This window comes from Mesorhizobium sp. GW821-FHT07A06 (genome assembly GCF_059419085.1).
Map to the genome: position 1 here is coordinate 96,314 of NZ_JBWKRC010000015.1, position 17,884 is coordinate 114,197.

Genomic DNA, 17,884 nt, shown 5'->3' on the forward strand with positions numbered 1-17,884 from the left:
AGTCGTCAGCTACTATACGCCTGTCCGGTTCCGATCGTTGCCTCGTCACGCGGAATTGTAGTCGCACCGGCCAGGGCCGGGATGTTTTCGATCAGGCTCAATAGGTGGCGCGGCCGCCGGAGACGTCGAACACGGCGGCCGTCGTGAACGAGCACTCCTCCGAGGCGATCCAGCAGATCAGTGCCGCCACCTCCTCGACCTCGCCGAAGCGCGCCATCGGTATCTTGGACAGCATGAAGTCGATGTGCTCCTGGCTCATCTGCTTGAAGATCGCGGTGCGCACGGCCGCCGGCGTCACGCAATTCACAGTCACCTTGGTCTTGGCCAGTTCCTTGCCGAGCGACTTGGTCAGGCCGATCACCGCCGCCTTTGAAGTGCTGTAGGCGGAGGCATTGGGATTGCCTTCCTTACCGGCGATCGAGGCGATGTTGACGATGCGGCCATAATTGCGCTCGAGCATGTGCGGCACCAGCGCCTTGTTGCAGTAGAAGACGCCATTGATGTTGATGTCGATGACCTTCTGCCAATCCTCGGCCGAATAGGCCCAGGTCGTCATGTTCGGCCCGGTGATGGCCGCGCTGGTGACCAGGATGTCGACGCCGCCAAGAGCCTCGATGGTCCGTGCGGCGGCGCCTTCGACGCCGGTGGCATCGGCGACGTCAATGGCAACGCCATGCAGGCCAGGGATGATGATCTTCGCCTGTTCGATCTGGGCCGGATCGCGGTCCCAGACGCTGGCGCGTCCGCCTTCCGCGACGATCCTTTGCGCGACCGCCAGGCCGATGCCCGAGGCACCGCCCGTGATGACAGCCGTCCGACCGTCGAAGCGCCCCGCGAAGTTCATTTGCTTCTCCCTTGTCCGCAACCGGCTTGATCGGCCGCGGCGACTGTGAGGTCACGGCCAGGCAAGTTCAAGCCGGCATGGAGGCCCCATTCTCTGGGCCAATGCGGATCAGGCCGGAGTTCCCTCAAGCTCTCGGCGCAGCGCTTCCACCATCGCCACCAGCGCCGGTCCTATTTCGGCATGTGCGCGTTGCTCGGTGATGATCTCGCCGATACCGCCGCAAGTGATGGCGACCAGCGGCGAGCCGTCTCGCGGGCGAAACGGCACGCCGACCGCGTGGATATAGCTGTGCCAGGCGCCGAACGAGGTCACGTAGCCAAGCCGGGCGTACTGGTCGATCGCCTCCTCGATCGCCGTGGCGATCATCGCTGCCTTGTCGGGCTCGGCCTCTTGCAGCGCCCGTACCAGGCTGGGCCGCTCCTCGGGCAGAAGTCCCGCCGCATAGGCCAGCCCCATCGAGGTCTTCCAGATCGGCAGATAGGAACCCGGATTGAGCCGCAGCGTGACCAGGCTCTCCGACCGGCAATTGGCGAGATAGACCATGTTGAGGCTGTCGCGCGTGCCGATCGCCACCGCCGCACCGGTCAGTTCGGCCAGCGGCTGCATCAGCGGCCTTGCTATGTGCACGACGGCGCTGGAGCTCAGTGCCGAATAGCCCAGCGCCACGGTCGCCGGACCCAGGCTGTAACGGCCGAGCTCCTTGTCATAGAGCAGGTAACCCAGTGCGCTGAGTGTGTAGGTGATGCGCGAGACCGTGGCCTTGGGCAGTCCGGTGCGCGCGATGATGTCCTGGTTGCCAAGCGAGGTGTCGCCTGGCCGGAAGGCGCGCAGGATGCCGAGCCCACGCACCAGCGACGTCGAAAGCTGCGCGCCTTCGCCGTCAACTTCCGTCTCGTCCCGGGTCGCTCGCTTGCGCACGCTGGCGGTCTTTCTGGCGGAGTGCCCACCTGTCGGGCCGGTTTCGCCGGCGCGGTGCAGTCAAAAATGAAATTAAATTCCATTTATATTGACAGCGGCTTTTGCAGCCTGTCAATATGCCCCCTCGATGGCATCTTCCAGCGCCTTGTGCCATCTTACGAAGCCCGTCCTTGTGAAGGTAGCCACGTGTCCCGCTATATTTTGCGCCGGCTTATCGCGATGCCGTTCCTGGTGCTTGGCATCGTCACCATCGCTTTTCTGATCACCACGGTGACCAAGGGCGATCCGCTGACGGCAATCGTCGCCGAACAGCAGATGAGCAATCCCGAAGTGGTCGCCGCCGCCAAGGCGCGCTGGGGTTTGGATCGTCCTCTGCCCGAGCGCTATATGATATATCTCGGCAATCTGATGAGCGGCGACCTCGGCACATCCTTCATCACCAAGCGCAATGTCGGCACTGATATTCTCTACCGCCTGCCGGCAACGCTGGAACTGGTCTTCGCCGCCATGATCTTCGGCACCACGCTCGGCATCGTGCTTGGCGTGCTGGCCGCCTATTTCCGCAACAGCCTGATCGACCATGGCGCGCGGCTGTTCGCCTTGTTCGGCTCTTCACTGCCGGTGTTCTGGTCCGGCCTTGGCCTGCTGTTCATCTTCTCGGTCATGCTCAACTGGCTGCCGGGGCCTGGCCGGCTCGACGCCCGGCTGCCGCTGCCGCCCGGCGTCACCGGATTCCTGACCATCGATTCGCTGCTGGCCGGCGACCTCGCCGTCTTCAAGGACGCGGTGTGGCACCTGCTGTTGCCGGCTTTCGTGCTCGGCTGGACGGTGTCTGGAACCATCTCCCGGCTGGTGCGCGCCAACATGCTCGATGTGATGAGCCGCGAATTCGTGCTCACCGCACGCGCCAAGGGCGCAAGCGAATTCCGCGTCGTCATCGTGCATGCGCTGCGCAACACCATGGTGCCGACCCTCACCGTCATCGGCTATTCCTTCGCCTATCTGATCACCGGCGCGGTGCTGACCGAGACCATCTTTTCCTGGCCCGGCATGGGCTCCTATGCCGTGGAGGCGGCCCGCGCGCTCGACTTCCCGGCGATCATCGGCGTCACCATCGTCGGCGGCCTCGCCTTCCTGGTCACCAACCTCGTCACCGACATCCTCTATGTCGTGGCCAATCCGCGGGTGAGGTTGAGCTGATGTCGGCCGTCGTCACCAAATCACGCTCCGCCGGCATTCCCGAATGGCTGACCGCGCCGCTGGTCATCGGCACGGTCGTCATCCTGTTCTGGCTGTTCATGACCGTGTTCGCCAATCTGGTGGTGCGGTTCGATCCACTCGAAATGGTCGCGCGCCGCCTGCAGCCGCCGAGCTGGGCGCACTGGCTGGGCACCGATGCGCTCGGCCGCGACGTGTTGGCCCGCACCTTGCACGGAGCGGCGCATTCGCTGCCGATCGCGTTTCTGGTCGTCGTCTCCGCCGTGGTCATAGGCTCGCTGCTCGGCGCCATTTCCGGCTTCGTCGGCGGCCTGACGGGCGCGGCGATTATGCGGCTTGTCGACATCACCTTGTCCTTCCCGCCAATGCTGCTCGCCATGGCCGTCGCGGCCTCGCTCGGGCCGGGCCTCGGCAATGCGGCCATCGCCATGGTGCTGGTCTGGTGGCCAGTCTATGCCCGGCTGATGCGGGCGCAGGTGCTGGAGGTTAAGGAGCGCGAGCATGTCGAAGCGGCGATCGCCGCCGGCGCCAGGCCAAGCCGCGTCCTGTTCACGCATATATTGCCGCTCTGCTGGACGCCGGTGCTGATCAGCGCGACCATGGATCTCGGCCAGGTCGTGCTGCTTGCCGCATCGCTCAGCTTCATCGGCCTCGGCGCCACGCCGCCGACGCCCGAATGGGGATCGATGATCTCCGACGGCGCCGTGCATTTCTATCAGTGGTGGATCGCCTTCGGCCCCGGCGTCGCCATCCTCACCATCGTGCTCGGCTTCAACTTCATCGGCGACGGCCTGCGCGACATTCTCGATCCAAGGTCGGACTAGGCGATGAGCGCACAGCTATCTTCAGCACGCTCCGGCGCGGTCGACAAGCCAGGCGAGCGCGAGCCGCTGCTCTCCATTCGCGGCCTGCGGGTCGGGTTCCGCAAGGCGGGCAGCCAGTTCGAGGCGGTGCGCGGCATCGACCTCGACGTCGCCAAGGGCGAGGTGGTCGGCATTGTCGGCGAGTCCGGTTCGGGAAAATCGGTCGGCATGCTTGCCGCTCTCGGCCTGACCTCGAAAAACGCGGTCGTCACCGGCTCCGTCCGGTTCAAGGGGGAAGAACTGGTCGGCAAGCCGGCTCGCGAAATGCGCAAGATCAGGGGCGCGCGCATCGCCATGATCTTCCAGGACCCGCTGTCCTCGCTCAATCCGGTCATGACGGTCGGCGCCCAGATCGCCGAGGCGGTCAGGCTGCATCAGCGCCTGACCCACAAGCAGGCCATGGCGCGCGCGGTCGAATTGCTCAATCTTGTGTCGATCCCGCAGCCGGAGCGCCGGGTCAACCAGTATCCGCATGAATTCTCCGGCGGCATGCGCCAGCGTGCCGTCATCGCCATGGCCGTGGCCAACGATCCTGATCTCTTGATCGCCGACGAGCCGACCACGGCGCTCGACGTGACCGTGCAGGCGCAGATCCTGGCGGTACTGCGTTCGCTGCAGGAGCGGCTCGGCCTCGGCCTGGTGCTGATCACCCATGATCTCGGCGTCGTCGCCGGCCATGCCGACCGGGTCGCGGTGGTCTATTCCGGCCGTGTCGTCGAGCAGGCTGATGTGTCGGATCTGTTCGCCGATCCGCGCCACCCCTACACGCGCGGCCTCATCGCCTCGATCCCCAATCTTGAGGAAAGCCGCGAGCGGCTGTTTTCGATCGACGGATCGCCGCCTGCACTCGGCCGTCTGCCCGGCGGCTGCGCCTTCCATCCGCGCTGCATCCATGCCGAGGCGCGCTGCCGGATCGAGGATCCGCCGCTGCACGATATTGGCGGCCGCTTCTCGGCCTGCCATTTCGCTACCACCTTGCCGCCCTTCCACAGCGCTGCGCTGGGGGCGGCAAGCCTGGAGACTGGAAGCGTGGCCCCATGAGCGCAGCAGCGGAACAAATTCAAACCGAAACCAAGCCAGCGCCTGAAGCTGCGCTGTCGGTTCGTCATCTGGTCAAGGATTTCCCGGTTCGCGGCGGCCTCGTCTTCGACCGTGCAATTGCCCATGTGCGGGCGGTTGCCGATGTCTCCTTCGACGTGGCCCCCGGCGAAACGCTGGGCCTAGTAGGCGAATCCGGTTGCGGCAAGTCGACGCTCGGGCGCTGCCTGATGCGGCTGATCGAGCCGACCAGCGGCGAAAGCTGGTTCCGCGGCCAGAACCTTCTGACGCTGAACCACGAGGACATGCGCCTGATGCGGCGCTACATCCAACTCGTCTTCCAGGATCCGTACGGTTCGCTGCATCCGCGCATGCGCATCGCCGACAACATCGCCGAGCCGCTGCGCATGAGCGACATGTCGAAGGCTGACCGTCGCGCGCGCGTCGCCGAACTGCTCGAACTGGTGCGGCTCAATCCCGAGCACGGCCGCCGCTATCCGCATGAGCTCTCCGGCGGCCAGCGCCAGCGTGTCGTCATCGCCCGCGCGCTCGCGCTCAACCCGCAGGTTGTGATCCTTGACGAGCCTGTCTCGGCGCTCGATGTTTCGGTGCAGGCCGGCGTGCTCAATTTGCTCAGGGATATCCAGCAATCCTTCGGCACGTCCTATTTGTTCATCGCCCACGATCTTTCGGTCGTGCGTCATATTTCGCATCATGTCGCCGTGATGTATCTCGGCAAGATCGTCGAGATCGCGCCGGCGGCCGAGCTCTACTCCCGGTCGCTGCATCCCTACACACAGGCGCTTCTGTCGGCGGTGCCGCTCGCCGACCCGCAGAAGGAGCGCAAGCGCGAGCGGATCGTGCTGTCGGGCGACGTCCCGAGCCCGCTCAATCCGCCATCGGGCTGCCGTTTCCGCACACGCTGCTTCAAGGCGCAGGCGATTTGCGCGTCCGTCGAACCGCCGCTCGGACCATCAGGCGAAAAGCACCGCGTCGCCTGCCATTTTCCGGAACCCGTCAACGCCTTCAAGGCTGTCTGACGGGTCGTAAGGCCAGCCGCCGCCGCAAAGGATTTTGATCGTGACTGAAGACCACTCCAGGGATGCCGGCCAGGCAAGCCGTCCGCGCCTGCCACTCGAAGGCATCAAGGTGCTCGACCTCTCGCGTGTGCTTGCCGGTCCGTGGGCAACGATGAGCCTTGCCGATCTCGGCGCCGAGGTCTGGAAGATCGAGAACATCGATGGCGGCGACGACACCAGGGCGTGGTCGGTGCCAAGCTACAAGGGCGTCTCGACCTATTATCTCTGCGCCAATCGCGGCAAGCAGAGCATCGCGCTCGACATGAAAAGCCCTGAAGGACTGGCGATCGTACGTGAACTGGCGGCCAAGGCCGACATCGTCGTCGAGAATTTCCGCTCCGGCACGGCGGACCGTCTTGGCGTCGGCTTCCAGGAGCTCAGCGCGTCCAATCCGCGCCTGATCTACTGCTCGATCTCCGGCTATGGCCAGACTGGGCCCGACGCCGGCCGGCCCGGCTATGACTTCGTCATGCAGGCCGAAAGCGGCCTGATGGCCATCACCGGCGAGAGCGACGGCGAGCCGATGCGCGTCGGCGTCGCCATCACCGACGTCGTCTGCGGCATGGTCGCGACGCAGTCGATCCTGGCTGCCCTTTATGAACGCACCACCACGGGCAAGGGCCAGTTCCTCGACCTGTCGCTGATCGACTGCGCGCTCAGCCTCTTGATCAATGTCGGCAGCGGCTACCTCAACACCGGCCGCGAGGTCGCCCGCTACGGCAACGCGCATCCGACTGTTGTGCCCTACCAGATATTCGAAGCCTCCGATGGCGGCTTTGCGTTGGCGGTCGGCAATGACAAGCAATTCACCGCGCTGTGCGAAAAGGTCGTCGGCTTGCCGCATCTGGCAAAGGACCCGCGCTTCATCAAGGCAGGAGCGCGGGCCACCAATCGCGAAGCGCTGATCCCCGAATTGGCGAAGGTCTTCAGAGCCAAACCGCGCGACCATTGGATGGCGGCCTGTGCCGCGGCCAGCGTGCCGGCCGGCACGGTGAAGTCGATACCGGAAGTTTTCGACAGCCCAAATGTCCGCGAGCGCGGCCTCGTCCAGACCTTGCCGCATCCGCATCTGGGTTCCGTCGCCATGGTGCGCCCGGCGCAAGGACTGGCGGCACAGCTGACGGCCGACTTCACGGCGCCGCCGATGCTCGGCCAGAACACAGCCTCTGTACTGGCCGACATCCTCGGCTACGGCCCCGAGGCCATCGACCAACTGGCCGGCTCCGGTGCCATAGGCATCTACACGCCCGCCGCCGAGCCTGTTCCCGCCTGACCTTTCACGGAGCCTGCCATGTATCCTGACGTCCATCTCCACATAGACGGCTCGTGGCGCCCGGCTCGCGGCGGCCGCACAATGCCCGTGATCAATCCGGCGACGGAGGCCGAGCTTGGTTCGCTCGCCCATGCAGGCATCGACGATCTCGACGAAGCGCTCGCCGCCGCCGCGAAGGGGTTCGACGCCTGGCGGCGTGTCTCGCCTTTCGACCGCTCCAGGCTGATGCGCAAGGCCGCGGACATCCTGCGCGAGCGCAACGAACATATCGCGACGCTGATGACCCTGGAGCAAGGCAAGCCGATTGCCGAATCGCGCATGGAAGCGTTCGCCGCCGCCGACATCATCGACTGGTTCGCCGAGGAAGCGCGCCGCGCCTATGGCCGCATCGTGCCGGCGCGCCTCGAGGGTGTCAGCCAGTCGGTGGTCAAGGAGCCTGTCGGCCCGGTCGCCGCCTTCACGCCGTGGAATTTCCCGCTCAACCAGGCGGTGCGCAAACTGTCCGCCGCTCTTGCCGCCGGTTGCTCGATCATCATCAAGGGACCGGAAGAAACGCCGGCTTCGCCCGCCGAACTGGTGCGCGCCTTTGTCGATGCCGGCCTGCCCGACGGGGTCTTGAACCTCGTCTACGGCACGCCGTCGGAAATCTCGGCCTATCTCATCCCGCATCCGGTGATCCGCAAGATCTCCTTCACCGGTTCGACGCCTGTCGGCAAGCAACTGGCGTCGCTCGCCGGCCTGCACATGAAACGCGCGACGATGGAATTGGGCGGTCACGCGCCGGTCATCGTCCTGCCCGACGCCGACCTCGACCGCGCCGCCCGCGTGATGGTGGCGTCGAAATTCCGCAATGCCGGCCAGATCTGCGTCGCGCCGACACGCTTCCTCGTCGATCGCGCCGTCTATGACGATTTCGTCGGCCGCTTCGCCGAGGCGACAAGCCGGATCAAGGTCGGCGATGGCTTCGCCGAAGGCACGACCATGGGGCCGCTCGCCAATCCTCGCCGTGTCCAGGCGATGGAAGAACTGGTCCACGACGCCGTGCAGAAAGGCGCCGAACTCGTCACCGGCGGCAAGCGCATCGGCAATTCAGGCTATTTCTTCGAGCCGACCATCCTGTCTGGCGTCGGCACCGACGCCCGAGCCATGAACGAGGAGCCGTTCGGCCCGCTGGCGCTGATGACGCCGGTGAGTGGACTGGACGAGGCTCTGGCCGAAGCCAACCGGCTGAATTATGGGCTCGCCGCCTATGGCTTCACCCGCTCGGCGGCAAGTGCCGCGAAGATGTCGTCGGGCATTGCCAGCGGCATGGTGTCGATCAACCATTATGGCCTGGCGCTGCCGGAGGTGCCGTTCGGCGGCATCAACGATTCCGGCAACGGCACCGAAGGCGGCGCCGATGCTGTGGAGAGCTATCTGAACTCGAAGTTCGTCTCGCATCTGCAGGTCGACTGAGCAATTACAGGAAAGACCGGACCGGTTACTTCTGCTGGCCGTACGTCTTGTAGCGCCCACGAATGGCGGCAAGCTCGCTGCCCTCGATCAGCACCGGCGTGCCGGCGCCGCGTGCGAGCAGATATTGCCGTGCCAGGGTTTCGAGCTTGATGGTGCGGATCAGCGCCGTGTCGAGATCGCCGGCGAAGGCGATCATGCCGTGATTGGCGAGCAGGCAGGCATTGCGGTCCTTGAGCGCCACAACAGCCACCTTGGCCAGTTCGCTTGACGCAAACAGCGCATAGTCCGAACAGCGCACATCGTCGCCGCCGAAACCCGCCACCATGTAGTGGAACAGCGGCAGTCCCTCGCGCAGGCAGGACAGCGCCACGCAATGGTCGGGATGGGCATGCACCACGGCGCCGGCCTCCGGGAAGGCCTTGTAGATCTCGGCATGCATCTCCCATTCGCTCGACGGCTTGAAGGCGCCGTCCCAGGATCCGTCGAGCCGCATCGCCACCATCTGTTCCGGCCGCAGCGCGCTCGTGGCAATTCCCGTCGGCGTGATCAGCATGCCGCCTGTCGTGCGCACGCTGATATTGCCCGTGGTGCCGACATTCATCCCGCTGGCGTCCAGCGTCTCGGTCGCGGCGATCAGTTTGGCGCGTGCGGTCTCGGTATCCATCACGAAGTCTTTCCAGTCCTTGGCTCGATGGTTGGCTTTGCCGGCGGCCATGTGTCGATCGCGGGCGCGATGGTGGTGGCTCGCGTCATGTCCCGCAACACGTCGGCGAAGATGTCGGTGCCGCCGAGCTTCCCGGATTTCAGCATCAGCGCCAGCGGATCGTCGGGCAGGCCGGGGATGTCGGCGATGGCGCGCGACAGGCCGGGGCCTTCATAGGCGCCCATGGCGATGCCGATGATGCCGAGCGCCTTGACCACCGAGCCGGCCGTCTCGCCGCCGGCAACGACCAGCCGTCGCACGCCGAGATCGCGCACCAGGATTTGCGCAATCCCGGCCAGTATCTCTTCCGCCCGCGCCGCCACCACGTCGCGGCCATGCGCCTGCTGCAGCGTCTCGACCGTCGCCTGCGGTGCGGTCGTGGCGATCGCGATCATCGCACCGGGCAGATGCCGTCCTGCAAAGGCGCGCGCTTGCGCGATGACATCCTTGCCGCGAAAAGCCTCGGCGAGATCGATCGTCAGCACCGGATTGTTTTGCGCGAAGCGTTCGAGCTGTTCGATGGTGCGATCGGCGACACTGCCGGCCAGCACCGCCGCCGGACCATTGACTGCCGGCAGGCTGGCCGCAACGAGATCGTCTCGGCTCAGCAGCCCGTGTGACATCCAGGCCGGTGGCAGATGCGCCACGACCGAGGAGTTGCCGGTCATCAGCGGCAAGTCGAAGGCGGCTTGCGCGATCGCCGCCAGGTCGCGCTCGCGGAGCGTGTCGGTGACCAGCAGCGTCTCGCCGCGCGCGCTTTTCTCCCGCACGGCGTCGCGGATGGCTTCCGGGCCGGCATCGACGGTGAGCCAGGGCACCAGTCCTGCCTTGCCCCTGCTTTGCGCCTGCAGCACGCGGACCAGGTTGGAATCCGTCATCGGTGTCAGCGGATCGAAGCGCTTGGGCGATTCGGCCAGCAATTGCGCACCGCCGAACATATTCCCCTGGTAGACCGTGCGGCCGGTCTCGCACAACGCCGGTGCAAACAACGTCACGCCGCCGCCCAGCCGTTCGAGCAGCGCTTCCGCGCAGGGGCCGATATTGCCGGCCGGCGTGGAATCGAAGGTGGCGCAATATTTGAAGAAGATCTGCCGCGCGCCCGCTTCGGCCAGTCGGTCGGCGGCCTCGAGCACCTGGCGCACCGCGTCGCCGGCCGCGATGACGCGGGTTTTCAGCAGGATCACATGGGCAAGATTGCCCGACGGGATCGCCGCTTCGAGCCCGACCGTGCAGCCGGTCGGAATGCCCCTGGCCACCAGCATCGACGCCAGTTCGGTGCCGCCGGTCAGATCGTCGGCAATGGCGCCGAACAACAGGGAAGGCGTCGAGGCGGTCATGCGCTTCGTCTCATTTTTGCGTGTCCGACGTCGATGGTCAGGCGGCTTGTGATATCATATACACAGCCCGCTCGACTCAGGCGACGCCTGCAGCCCTGCAAGGACGGAGACTGGATGTGACTGCTTCCATCGCGCCGATCGCGCGCGACAATCTGACGACACGCGTCTACGAAGAGCTGCGCCGCGCCATGATGGAGGGCCGTTTCTGGCCCGGCCATCGCTTCAAGATCCGCGACCTCGCCGCCAGTCTTCAGGTTTCCGAAACGCCGGTGCGCGAGGCGTTGATGCAACTGGTCCGTGAAAAGGGCCTGGAGATGGAGGCGGGCCGGTCGATCACCGTCGCCCAGCTGTCGCTCGCCCAATATCTGGAGCTGCGCAGCATCCGCCTGCATCTCGAAGGCATGGCCGGCGCCGCAGCGACAACGCGCATCGAGCCGCGCGAGATCGACCGTCTGACGGCGGTGCATGAGAGGCTGATCGACGACGAGGACAATGGCCGCTGGTTCGAGGCCGTCCGCGACAATTGGGAATTCCACCACTCGATCTACCAGGCGGCGGGCATGCCGGAACTGCTCGCCATCATCGAGGGCATCTGGCTGCGCAACGGCCCGCTGGTCAACTACCAGTACCCGAACGCCAGGCCGACCTATGACGGCCGGCACCGTCATCTCGACATACTCGACGCGCTGCGCGCACGCGACGAGAACGGTGTGCGCAAGGGCATCCAGCAGGACATGATCGAAGGCGGCCGGCTGCTGGTCAAGGTTCTGGAAAGGCTGAACGACGGTTCGGTCACGCCTGAGGAACTGCGTCGCGCCGCGCAGAACGGCCGCCTGGTCTCGGCGGCCGGCTGAGCGATCCTTTCTCCCCAAACGCATCGGCACCGGCTCATGCCACCTGCGCGGCCGCGGCCATGCCGGCATCGGCGGCGTGAAGCGCAAGGTCGACGTCCCCGGCGGTGTGCGCGGCGCTCAGGAACATATTGTGCCGGGGATGGAAATAGGCGCCTTCGCGCAAGGCCGCCGAGCAGAAGGCATCGGCCTTCCTGAATTCGGCATCGCCGTCGAACAGCACCATCGGCATCGACACTGGCCCGGTCTGCCGAAGCGCAAGGCCATGCTTCCTGGCGGCCGCGTCGAGGCCGGAGCGCAACCTCTCACCGGCGGCATTCATGCTGGCGATCGCATTGGTGTCGCGCAGCGTCTTGATGGTGGCGATCGCCGCGGCCATGGCGACGGCGCCATACCAGAACGAGCCCGTCACATAGACTTTTGTCGCGGCCTCGCGGAACCGGTCCGTGCCGGTGATGGCGGCCAGCGGATAGCCATTGGCGATAGCCTTCGAGAAGGCGGAAAGATCCGGCCGCACGCCGAGGGGCTCCCAGCTCCCGGCGAGATCGATGCGGAACCCGGCACGGACGTCGTCGACGATCAGTGCCGCGTCGGCGGCCGTGGTGAGTTCCCGCGCGCGCTTGGCGAAGGCGGCGGTCGGCAGTTCCTGGTCGCGGGCGATATCGTGCCGGAAGGCGGTGACGACAACGGCGGCAAGATCGTTGCCGGCCTGCTCGACGGCGGCTTCCAGGCCGGCAACGTCATTGTAGTCGAAATGGATCAGGTGGGCGCGATCCTCGGCGGTGACGCCGGCGAGCGACGGCGTGCACCACGGCACCGCGCCGTGATAGGAGCCGCGCGCCACCAGCACCTTGCGCCGGCCAGTGCCGGCGCGCGCGATGGTGACGCAGGCCGTGGTGGCGTCGGTGCCGTTCTTCTGCAGCATCGCCCAGTCGGCATGCGCCACGGTCTTGACCAGCAGTTCGGCGAGTTCGACCAGCACTTCGCCCGGGCCGTTCATGGCGTCGCCCAGGCTGCGTTGCCGCGCCGCCGCTTCCTCGACCACGCGATGGTGATGGCCGAGGATGTTGGGACCCCAACTGCACATCAGGTCGATGTATTCGCGCCCGTCGACATCCCAGACCCTGCAGCCGTCGGCGCGCTCGAAGAATTGCGGATAGGCGGAGCCGAGATAGCGCGTGGACATGTGCCCCCACATGCCGCCCGGAATGACCGAGGCCGCGCGCTCGCGCAGCAGCTGGTCCTTGGAGTTGATCAGGGAAGGCATGGCGAGGTCTCCGCTCATTGATATATCATATATTAATTCTGGATACTGGAAGCGCAGGATGTTCCGATCTTCCAGGGTGGAGAAACGGGGAGGCGACCATGCGCCTCCCCGTCATCTTTTCGCTCAGTGGCTGAGTTCGGCCAGCGGCAGGTTGCAGCAGGCGCTGTAGCGCACGCCCTTGACGTCGGACTTGTAGGCCAGGATCAGGTTCGGGCTGACCAGCGGCAGGATGACCCTGTCCTTGATCATCTCCTCGCCGGCTTGGTGCCAGAGCTTGGCGGCCTCGTCGCCGCTCGCGGCGAGCGCCGCCTTGTAGAGCTCGGACTCCTTCGGGTTGAGCACCGAAGGCTCGCGTTCCGCGCCGGCGCGCCGCGCCCACGGGCTGCCCTTGGTCATGGCGAAATACTCGATGTACTGCGAGGTGCCGTAATAGTCCGGCGCGTAGAACACCGCGGTCATCGGGATGCCGTCGCCGTTGATCCGCTCGCGCCAGTTGGCGAAGGGGATCGGCTGCAGATCGAGCTTGATGTTGACCTTGGCCAGGTCCTGCTGGACCTTCTGCATCAGGAGCGACAGGTCGACGCCATAGACGTTCATGCCCGGGAACGCCGCTTCCATCTCGAAGCCGTCGGCATGGCCGGCCTTGGCCAGCAGCTCCTTTGCCTTGGCAAGATCATAGGGCTGCGCCTCGAAGCCCGAGCCGCCGGGGAAGCCGAGCGGGATCGGTGCACTGATCAGCTGGCCCTCGGAGCCGATGGTGAAGTCGAGGATGCTCGGGCGGTCGAGCGCAAGCGAGATCGCCTCGCGCACCTCGGGCGTCAACGGCACCTTGTTGGCCTTGGCGCCAGGTGACAGCGCGACATAGATGAAGTTGTAGGACGGCACGGTCTCGATCTTGACGTCGCTGCCCGTCATCGTCTTGGCGGTATCCGGGTCGATCTGCATGGCGATGTCGGCGGTGCCGCTCTGCAGCATCTGCGCCTGCGCCACAGCGTCCTTGGTCTGGCGGATGACGACTTCGCTCAGTGCCGGCGCCTTGCGCCAGTACTTGTCGTTGCGCACCAGGCGCACTTCCGAGTTGGGCTCATAGGATTTCAGCACGAACGGCGCGCTGCCGGCCGAATGCGCCAGGAACCAGGCCTCGGCATTGTCCGTGGTCGAGGCGTCCGCGCCGGCCTTGGCACCGGCTTCTGAAGCGACCTTGCTGTTGACGACAGCCGTATAGGGCGCTGCCGCGATATTGAGGAATTCCGAGCTCGGCGCGACCATCTTGACGACGACCGTATGCGCGTCCGGCGTCTCGATCGAGGCGACATTGTCCATCAGGAACGAGGCGCTGCCCTTGAGGTTCTTCAGCCGCTCCCACGACCATTTCACGTCCTTGGCTTCGACCGGCGAACCGTCTGAGAACTTGGCGGCCGGGTCGAGCGTGAAGGTGAAGCTGGTCTGGTCGGCATTGCCTTCCCACTTGGAAGCCAAGAGCGGGACCAGCTTGTTGTCCTTGTCTAGGGTCAGCAGCGATTCATAGACGCTGGAATTGTAGATCTGGCAGGTATCGCAGAAGGCGCGGTGCGGATCGAGTGAGTTGAGGTCGATGTTGCGCGCTATGACCAGCGGCTTCTGGTCCTGAGCGAAGGTCGACGGCGCCCAGAAGGCGCTGGTGGCCATAAGCACGGCCGCCAGCATCGTCGCCCTGGTCTTGGTTCTCGGTAGGATGTTCATGTCAGTTCTCCCATTTTCTTGTCGGATCTTTGTGGCAATGCATCAGCTCTACCCGCTCACGCCAGTGAGGGATCGAAGAGCGGCCTTGAGCTTGTTGGCGCCGCCCAGTGCGGCCCTGTTGAGCGGGGCCGATACGACGGGAGCCGAAAGGCTGCCCGTCACATGCAGGACCTCGTGGTCGAGATAGTCGAACACGCGGTCCTGAATCTCCTGTGTCAGCCGTCCGCCGAGCGACAGCCCGCGCTGTACCTGCTCGACGACGGCGACGCGGTTGGTCTTGCGGATGGAGGCTTCCACCAGCTTCCAGTCGAGCCCGGTCGGGTCGAGGCTGCGCAGGTCGATGATCTCGGCATCGACGCCGGTCTCCTCGGCCACCTGCCTGGCAACGGACACCATGCTGGCCGAGGTGAGCAAAGTGCAGGCACTGCCTGGCCTGACGATCTTCGCCTTGCCGAGCCGAACGCAATAGTCTCGGTCATCGGTCGGAACGGGCCCCTCGCTCGGGAACAGTTCGACATGCTCGATGACGACGACCGGGTCATCGCATTTCAGCGCCGAATTCATCAGGCCGACATAGTCGAAGGGCGTCGTCGGCGCGACGATGCGCCAACCGGGATAGAGTGCGAACAGCCCGGACGGATCGCCCGAATGCTGCGAGCCGTAGCCGGTGTGCGGCGAGACGCGCACCCTGACCACGATCGGTACCGGGAAGCCGCCGCCGAACATGTGCCGCACCTTGCTGACCGCATTGAAAAGCTGGTCGGCGGCGACCAGGCAGAAGTCGCCGAACATGATCTCGACGATCGGCCGCAGGCCGCACAGGGCCGCGCCCAGCGCCACGCCGACGAAACCGTTCTCGGCGATCGGCATCGCCAGCACGCGCTCAGGCCACCGCTCCAGCGCGCCCTTGGTGGCGCCCGAGACGCCGCCGCGCAGCCGATGCACATCCTCGCCCATGATGATGATGCGCGGGTCCTGCTCCATGGCGCGCGCGATCACGTCCGATGCGGCAACCATGAACTTGACCGGCCTGGTCTCGGCCGGCGGCACATCCTCGATCTCCAGGAAGCGTTCGTCCCTGAGTTCCGAAAGGTCGCCGCGGATCTGGTCGTCGACTTCATCGGGGCTTGGCCACAGATGGTCGGGAATGCGCAGCGCGTTGCCGCTCATTTCGGTCAGCGAGTCGGCGGCGGTGTTGACCACCTCCATGACGCGCTGGTCGAGCGTGGCGAGGTCGGAGGCATCGAGGATGCCCATCGTCTTCAGCCGCGCGGCCATCGTCGCGAGCGGGTCGCGCGCTTTCCAGACGTCCTCCTCGGCGCGTGTGCGATAGCCGAACTCGCTGCCCGGCCGCGCGCCGCTCTGGTGCAGGAAACGGTAGCAAATCGCCTCGACCAGCACAGGCCCGCCGTCTTCCTCGATCACCCGGCGCGCCTCGCGCATGGCGTGATGGACCGCCACCACATCCATGCCGTCGCATTCGATGCCGCGAAAGCCCAGCATCGGGCCACGTGACGCCAGCCGCGTCTCGCGCGTCTGTTCGTTGACATGGGTGGAGACGGCATAAAAGTTGTTCTCGGCGAAGAAGATCACCGGCAGCCGGTAGAGCGCGGCGATGTTCATCGCCTCATAGGCCGGTCCGGCCATCATCGTTCCGTCGCCGAAGAAGGCGACCGAAATGTTGCCGGTGCCGAGCAGCTTGTCGGCCAGCGCATAGCCCGCCGCATGTGGCAGGTTGCCGCCGATGATGGCGCTGGTGCCGGGAATGCCGGAAGCATCGTCGCGCATATGCATCGAGCCGCCGCGGCCGCCGCAGTAACCCGCGTTGAGCCCCATGATCTCGGCCATCAGGCCCCGCACGGATCCCTGCATGTCCGCACTGAAAGCGTCGTGCAGCGGGTTGAACCCGGCCGGTGTCTGTGCGTTGACGAGCTTGGCCAGCACCTGATGATGGGCGCGATGCGTACCGTTGATGCGGTCGCCGGTGCCAAGCATCGACATGGCGCCGACCGCCGTCGCTTCCTGCCCGATGCTTGCGTGTGCGGGACCGTGCACCAGTCCGGCATTGGCGAGGTCGAGCACCTTTTCCTCGAAACGGCGGATGAGCAGCATCTGGTGATACCAGCGCACGAGGTTCGAGACCTCGGCGGCGTTCCAGTCGGACTCGTCGACGTCGAGCCGCAACCAGGGCGCTGATGGCTGGATCGCTGTCTGCTGAACCATGTATGCTAGTTCCGTTTCGGTAGATGATATATCAAATATTGTCTCAGTCGATCGTATCAGGCGATTTTCTCGGCACGACACTGGCCTTTGGGGTTCGACAGGTAAATGGAATTAAATTTCATTTTCTGCGCAACGCCGAGACTAAGCCGGGACGGCGCGGTTCCGCAAGTGGAATTTTGAGGCGCGTGCTCGGATCGTTTCGGCGGCACCGGAGGCCACTTGGCGCAGACATTGGAGGCTGGCTACCGGTCGGCCCGGTGCTGGAAAAACTGCAGGAACAATTCCCGCTCGGTGGTGATGTCGAGCTTCTCATAGATGCGCCGGCGGTGGTTCTTGACGGTGCCGACGGTGATGCCGAGGCGCTCGGCGATGTTGGCCGTCGGATGGCCGGCCAGGATCAGCTGCACCAGCTCGCGCTCGCGCAGCGACAGTTCCGGCCAAAGGCTCGTCGGGATGGTCGGCTCCTGCCTGGGTGAGGCGCCTGGACCGGTTGGCGCCGACGTGCGAAGGAACGCTCGTCCGCGCGCCTTGATGTCGAGCGCGTGCAGTGCCTCGAACACCGGCAGCCGCTCGTCCAGAAGGGCGATCTCGCTTTCCTTGAACGCGCTGGTCGATCGGTCGAGGAAGATGCCGAGGCACCAGTCGCCGCCATCGGCGAGCATGATGCCGACCTCGTCGCAGATCTCCGATTGCGTCAGGAAGCCGGCTATGTACTGGCCGCGCTTGGCCTCGTCGTCGGCAAACCGCTTCAACGGCATGATGCCCAATCGGCGCTCGCGTCGCCAGGAGGCATAGAACGGGTCGAAGACGTAGTAGCTGGCGAGATAGCGTTGGACCATCTCGTCGGAGAAGCGCCGGTGCTTGACGAATTCCGGTGTCCGGGTCGTCGAGTAGCGCGTCACCGTGACAAGGTCGTGATCGATGTCGGCGCCGATCAGATCGATCAGGCAGTCGACATGCTTGTCCGTGCCGGTGGCGGCGATCGCCCTTGCGAGCGGCGCCCAGATATTGCCCATGCGCATGCCTCTTTGTCGGTGACGAGTCCCCGCCCGTCATTGTGCCTTTAGGCATATGGCGCGATCCGCGCGATCGA

General features: G+C 65.3%; 15 protein-coding genes. 7 read left to right on the top strand and 8 right to left on the bottom strand.

All coding sequences use genetic code 11. The features are described from left to right. Positions 1 to 97 precede the first annotated feature (97 nt). On the bottom strand, positions 98 to 844 hold the full coding sequence (locus AC07SZ_RS31505; RefSeq protein ID WP_494917409.1) for an SDR family NAD(P)-dependent oxidoreductase: 747 nt from the start codon (positions 842 to 844) through the stop codon (positions 98 to 100). Between the two features lie 108 nt (positions 845 to 952). Beyond that, the gene (locus AC07SZ_RS31510) at positions 953 to 1,762 is read right to left on the bottom strand and encodes an IclR family transcriptional regulator (protein ID WP_494917410.1); all 810 of its coding nucleotides are present in this window, start codon (positions 1,760 to 1,762) and stop codon (positions 953 to 955) included. Positions 1,763 to 1,948: 186 nt separating this feature from the next. Between AC07SZ_RS31510 and AC07SZ_RS31515 the strand changes: the two genes are divergently transcribed. Genes AC07SZ_RS31515 through AC07SZ_RS31540 form a run of 6 tightly spaced genes read left to right on the top strand, consistent with a single transcriptional unit; the run spans position 1,949 to position 8,688 of the window. Next, the gene (locus AC07SZ_RS31515) at positions 1,949 to 2,962 is read left to right on the top strand and encodes an ABC transporter permease (protein WP_056569370.1); all 1,014 of its coding nucleotides are present in this window, start codon (positions 1,949 to 1,951) and stop codon (positions 2,960 to 2,962) included. Beyond that, on the top strand, positions 2,962 to 3,804 hold the full coding sequence (locus AC07SZ_RS31520; protein ID WP_494917411.1) for an ABC transporter permease: 843 nt from the start codon (positions 2,962 to 2,964) through the stop codon (positions 3,802 to 3,804). The genes AC07SZ_RS31515 and AC07SZ_RS31520 overlap by 1 nt, the downstream gene beginning before the upstream one ends. A gap of 3 nt (positions 3,805 to 3,807) precedes the next feature. Beyond that, positions 3,808 to 4,884: an ABC transporter ATP-binding protein gene (locus AC07SZ_RS31525; RefSeq protein ID WP_494917412.1), complete on the top strand. Its 1,077-nt coding sequence runs from the start codon at positions 3,808 to 3,810 to the stop codon at positions 4,882 to 4,884. Further along, on the top strand, positions 4,881 to 5,921 hold the full coding sequence (locus tag AC07SZ_RS31530; protein ID WP_494917413.1) for an ABC transporter ATP-binding protein: 1,041 nt from the start codon (positions 4,881 to 4,883) through the stop codon (positions 5,919 to 5,921). Before AC07SZ_RS31525 ends, AC07SZ_RS31530 begins: the two co-directional genes overlap by 4 nt. A gap of 40 nt (positions 5,922 to 5,961) precedes the next feature. Continuing rightward, positions 5,962 to 7,233: a CaiB/BaiF CoA transferase family protein gene (locus AC07SZ_RS31535; protein ID WP_494917414.1), complete on the top strand. Its 1,272-nt coding sequence runs from the start codon at positions 5,962 to 5,964 to the stop codon at positions 7,231 to 7,233. Positions 7,234 to 7,251: 18 nt separating this feature from the next. After that, complete coding sequence (locus AC07SZ_RS31540) at positions 7,252 to 8,688, top strand: NAD-dependent succinate-semialdehyde dehydrogenase (RefSeq protein WP_494917415.1); 1,437 nt, start codon at positions 7,252 to 7,254, stop codon at positions 8,686 to 8,688. A gap of 25 nt (positions 8,689 to 8,713) precedes the next feature. On the opposite strand, the gene AC07SZ_RS31545 is transcribed toward AC07SZ_RS31540, so the two are convergent. Further along, complete coding sequence (locus tag AC07SZ_RS31545; RefSeq protein WP_494917416.1) at positions 8,714 to 9,352, bottom strand: class II aldolase/adducin family protein; 639 nt, start codon at positions 9,350 to 9,352, stop codon at positions 8,714 to 8,716. Then, positions 9,352 to 10,728: a 3-oxo-tetronate kinase gene (gene otnK, locus AC07SZ_RS31550; protein WP_494917418.1), complete on the bottom strand. Its 1,377-nt coding sequence runs from the start codon at positions 10,726 to 10,728 to the stop codon at positions 9,352 to 9,354. The genes AC07SZ_RS31545 and otnK overlap by 1 nt, the downstream gene beginning before the upstream one ends. A gap of 116 nt (positions 10,729 to 10,844) precedes the next feature. Between otnK and AC07SZ_RS31555 the strand changes: the two genes are divergently transcribed. Next, complete coding sequence (locus AC07SZ_RS31555; RefSeq protein WP_065005413.1) at positions 10,845 to 11,582, top strand: GntR family transcriptional regulator; 738 nt, start codon at positions 10,845 to 10,847, stop codon at positions 11,580 to 11,582. A gap of 34 nt (positions 11,583 to 11,616) precedes the next feature. Here AC07SZ_RS31555 and AC07SZ_RS31560 read toward each other — a convergent pair whose 3' ends face one another. From AC07SZ_RS31560 to AC07SZ_RS31575, 4 genes are all read right to left on the bottom strand, one after another. Next, positions 11,617 to 12,846: an aminotransferase class III-fold pyridoxal phosphate-dependent enzyme gene (locus AC07SZ_RS31560; protein WP_494917420.1), complete on the bottom strand. Its 1,230-nt coding sequence runs from the start codon at positions 12,844 to 12,846 to the stop codon at positions 11,617 to 11,619. Between the two features lie 123 nt (positions 12,847 to 12,969). Then, positions 12,970 to 14,532: an ABC transporter substrate-binding protein gene (locus tag AC07SZ_RS31565; protein WP_162258914.1), complete on the bottom strand. Its 1,563-nt coding sequence runs from the start codon at positions 14,530 to 14,532 to the stop codon at positions 12,970 to 12,972. 84 nt (positions 14,533 to 14,616) lie between these two features. Further along, positions 14,617 to 16,791 carry an alpha-ketoacid dehydrogenase subunit alpha/beta gene (locus AC07SZ_RS31570; protein ID WP_494917422.1) on the bottom strand — a complete coding sequence of 725 codons (2,175 nt, stop codon included), beginning with the start codon at positions 16,789 to 16,791 and terminating at the stop codon, positions 14,617 to 14,619. Between the two features lie 242 nt (positions 16,792 to 17,033). Then, a complete protein-coding gene (locus AC07SZ_RS31575; RefSeq protein WP_056569390.1) occupies positions 17,034 to 17,813 on the bottom strand; it encodes a helix-turn-helix transcriptional regulator in 780 nt (259 codons plus the stop codon). Between the last annotated feature and the right edge of the window lie 71 nt (positions 17,814 to 17,884).

Bases quoted from the DNA above. Each gene is read 5' to 3' on its own strand.
- otnK (WP_494917418.1), bottom strand. From the start codon at position 10,728: ATGACCGCCTCGACGCCTTCCCTGTTGTTCGGCGCCATTGCCGACGAT.
- AC07SZ_RS31575 (WP_056569390.1), bottom strand. From the start codon at position 17,813: ATGCGCATGGGCAATATCTGGGCGCCGCTCGCAAGGGCGATCGCCGCC.
- AC07SZ_RS31525 (WP_494917412.1), top strand. From the start codon at position 3,808: ATGAGCGCACAGCTATCTTCAGCACGCTCCGGCGCGGTCGACAAGCCA.
- AC07SZ_RS31565 (WP_162258914.1), bottom strand. From the start codon at position 14,532: ATGCTGGCGGCCGTGCTTATGGCCACCAGCGCCTTCTGGGCGCCGTCG.
- AC07SZ_RS31545 (WP_494917416.1), bottom strand. From the start codon at position 9,352: ATGGATACCGAGACCGCACGCGCCAAACTGATCGCCGCGACCGAGACG.
- AC07SZ_RS31520 (WP_494917411.1), top strand. From the start codon at position 2,962: ATGTCGGCCGTCGTCACCAAATCACGCTCCGCCGGCATTCCCGAATGG.
- AC07SZ_RS31570 (WP_494917422.1), bottom strand. From the start codon at position 16,791: ATGGTTCAGCAGACAGCGATCCAGCCATCAGCGCCCTGGTTGCGGCTC.
- AC07SZ_RS31530 (WP_494917413.1), top strand. From the start codon at position 4,881: ATGAGCGCAGCAGCGGAACAAATTCAAACCGAAACCAAGCCAGCGCCT.
- AC07SZ_RS31560 (WP_494917420.1), bottom strand. From the start codon at position 12,846: ATGCCTTCCCTGATCAACTCCAAGGACCAGCTGCTGCGCGAGCGCGCG.
- AC07SZ_RS31505 (WP_494917409.1), bottom strand. From the start codon at position 844: ATGAACTTCGCGGGGCGCTTCGACGGTCGGACGGCTGTCATCACGGGC.
- AC07SZ_RS31540 (WP_494917415.1), top strand. From the start codon at position 7,252: ATGTATCCTGACGTCCATCTCCACATAGACGGCTCGTGGCGCCCGGCT.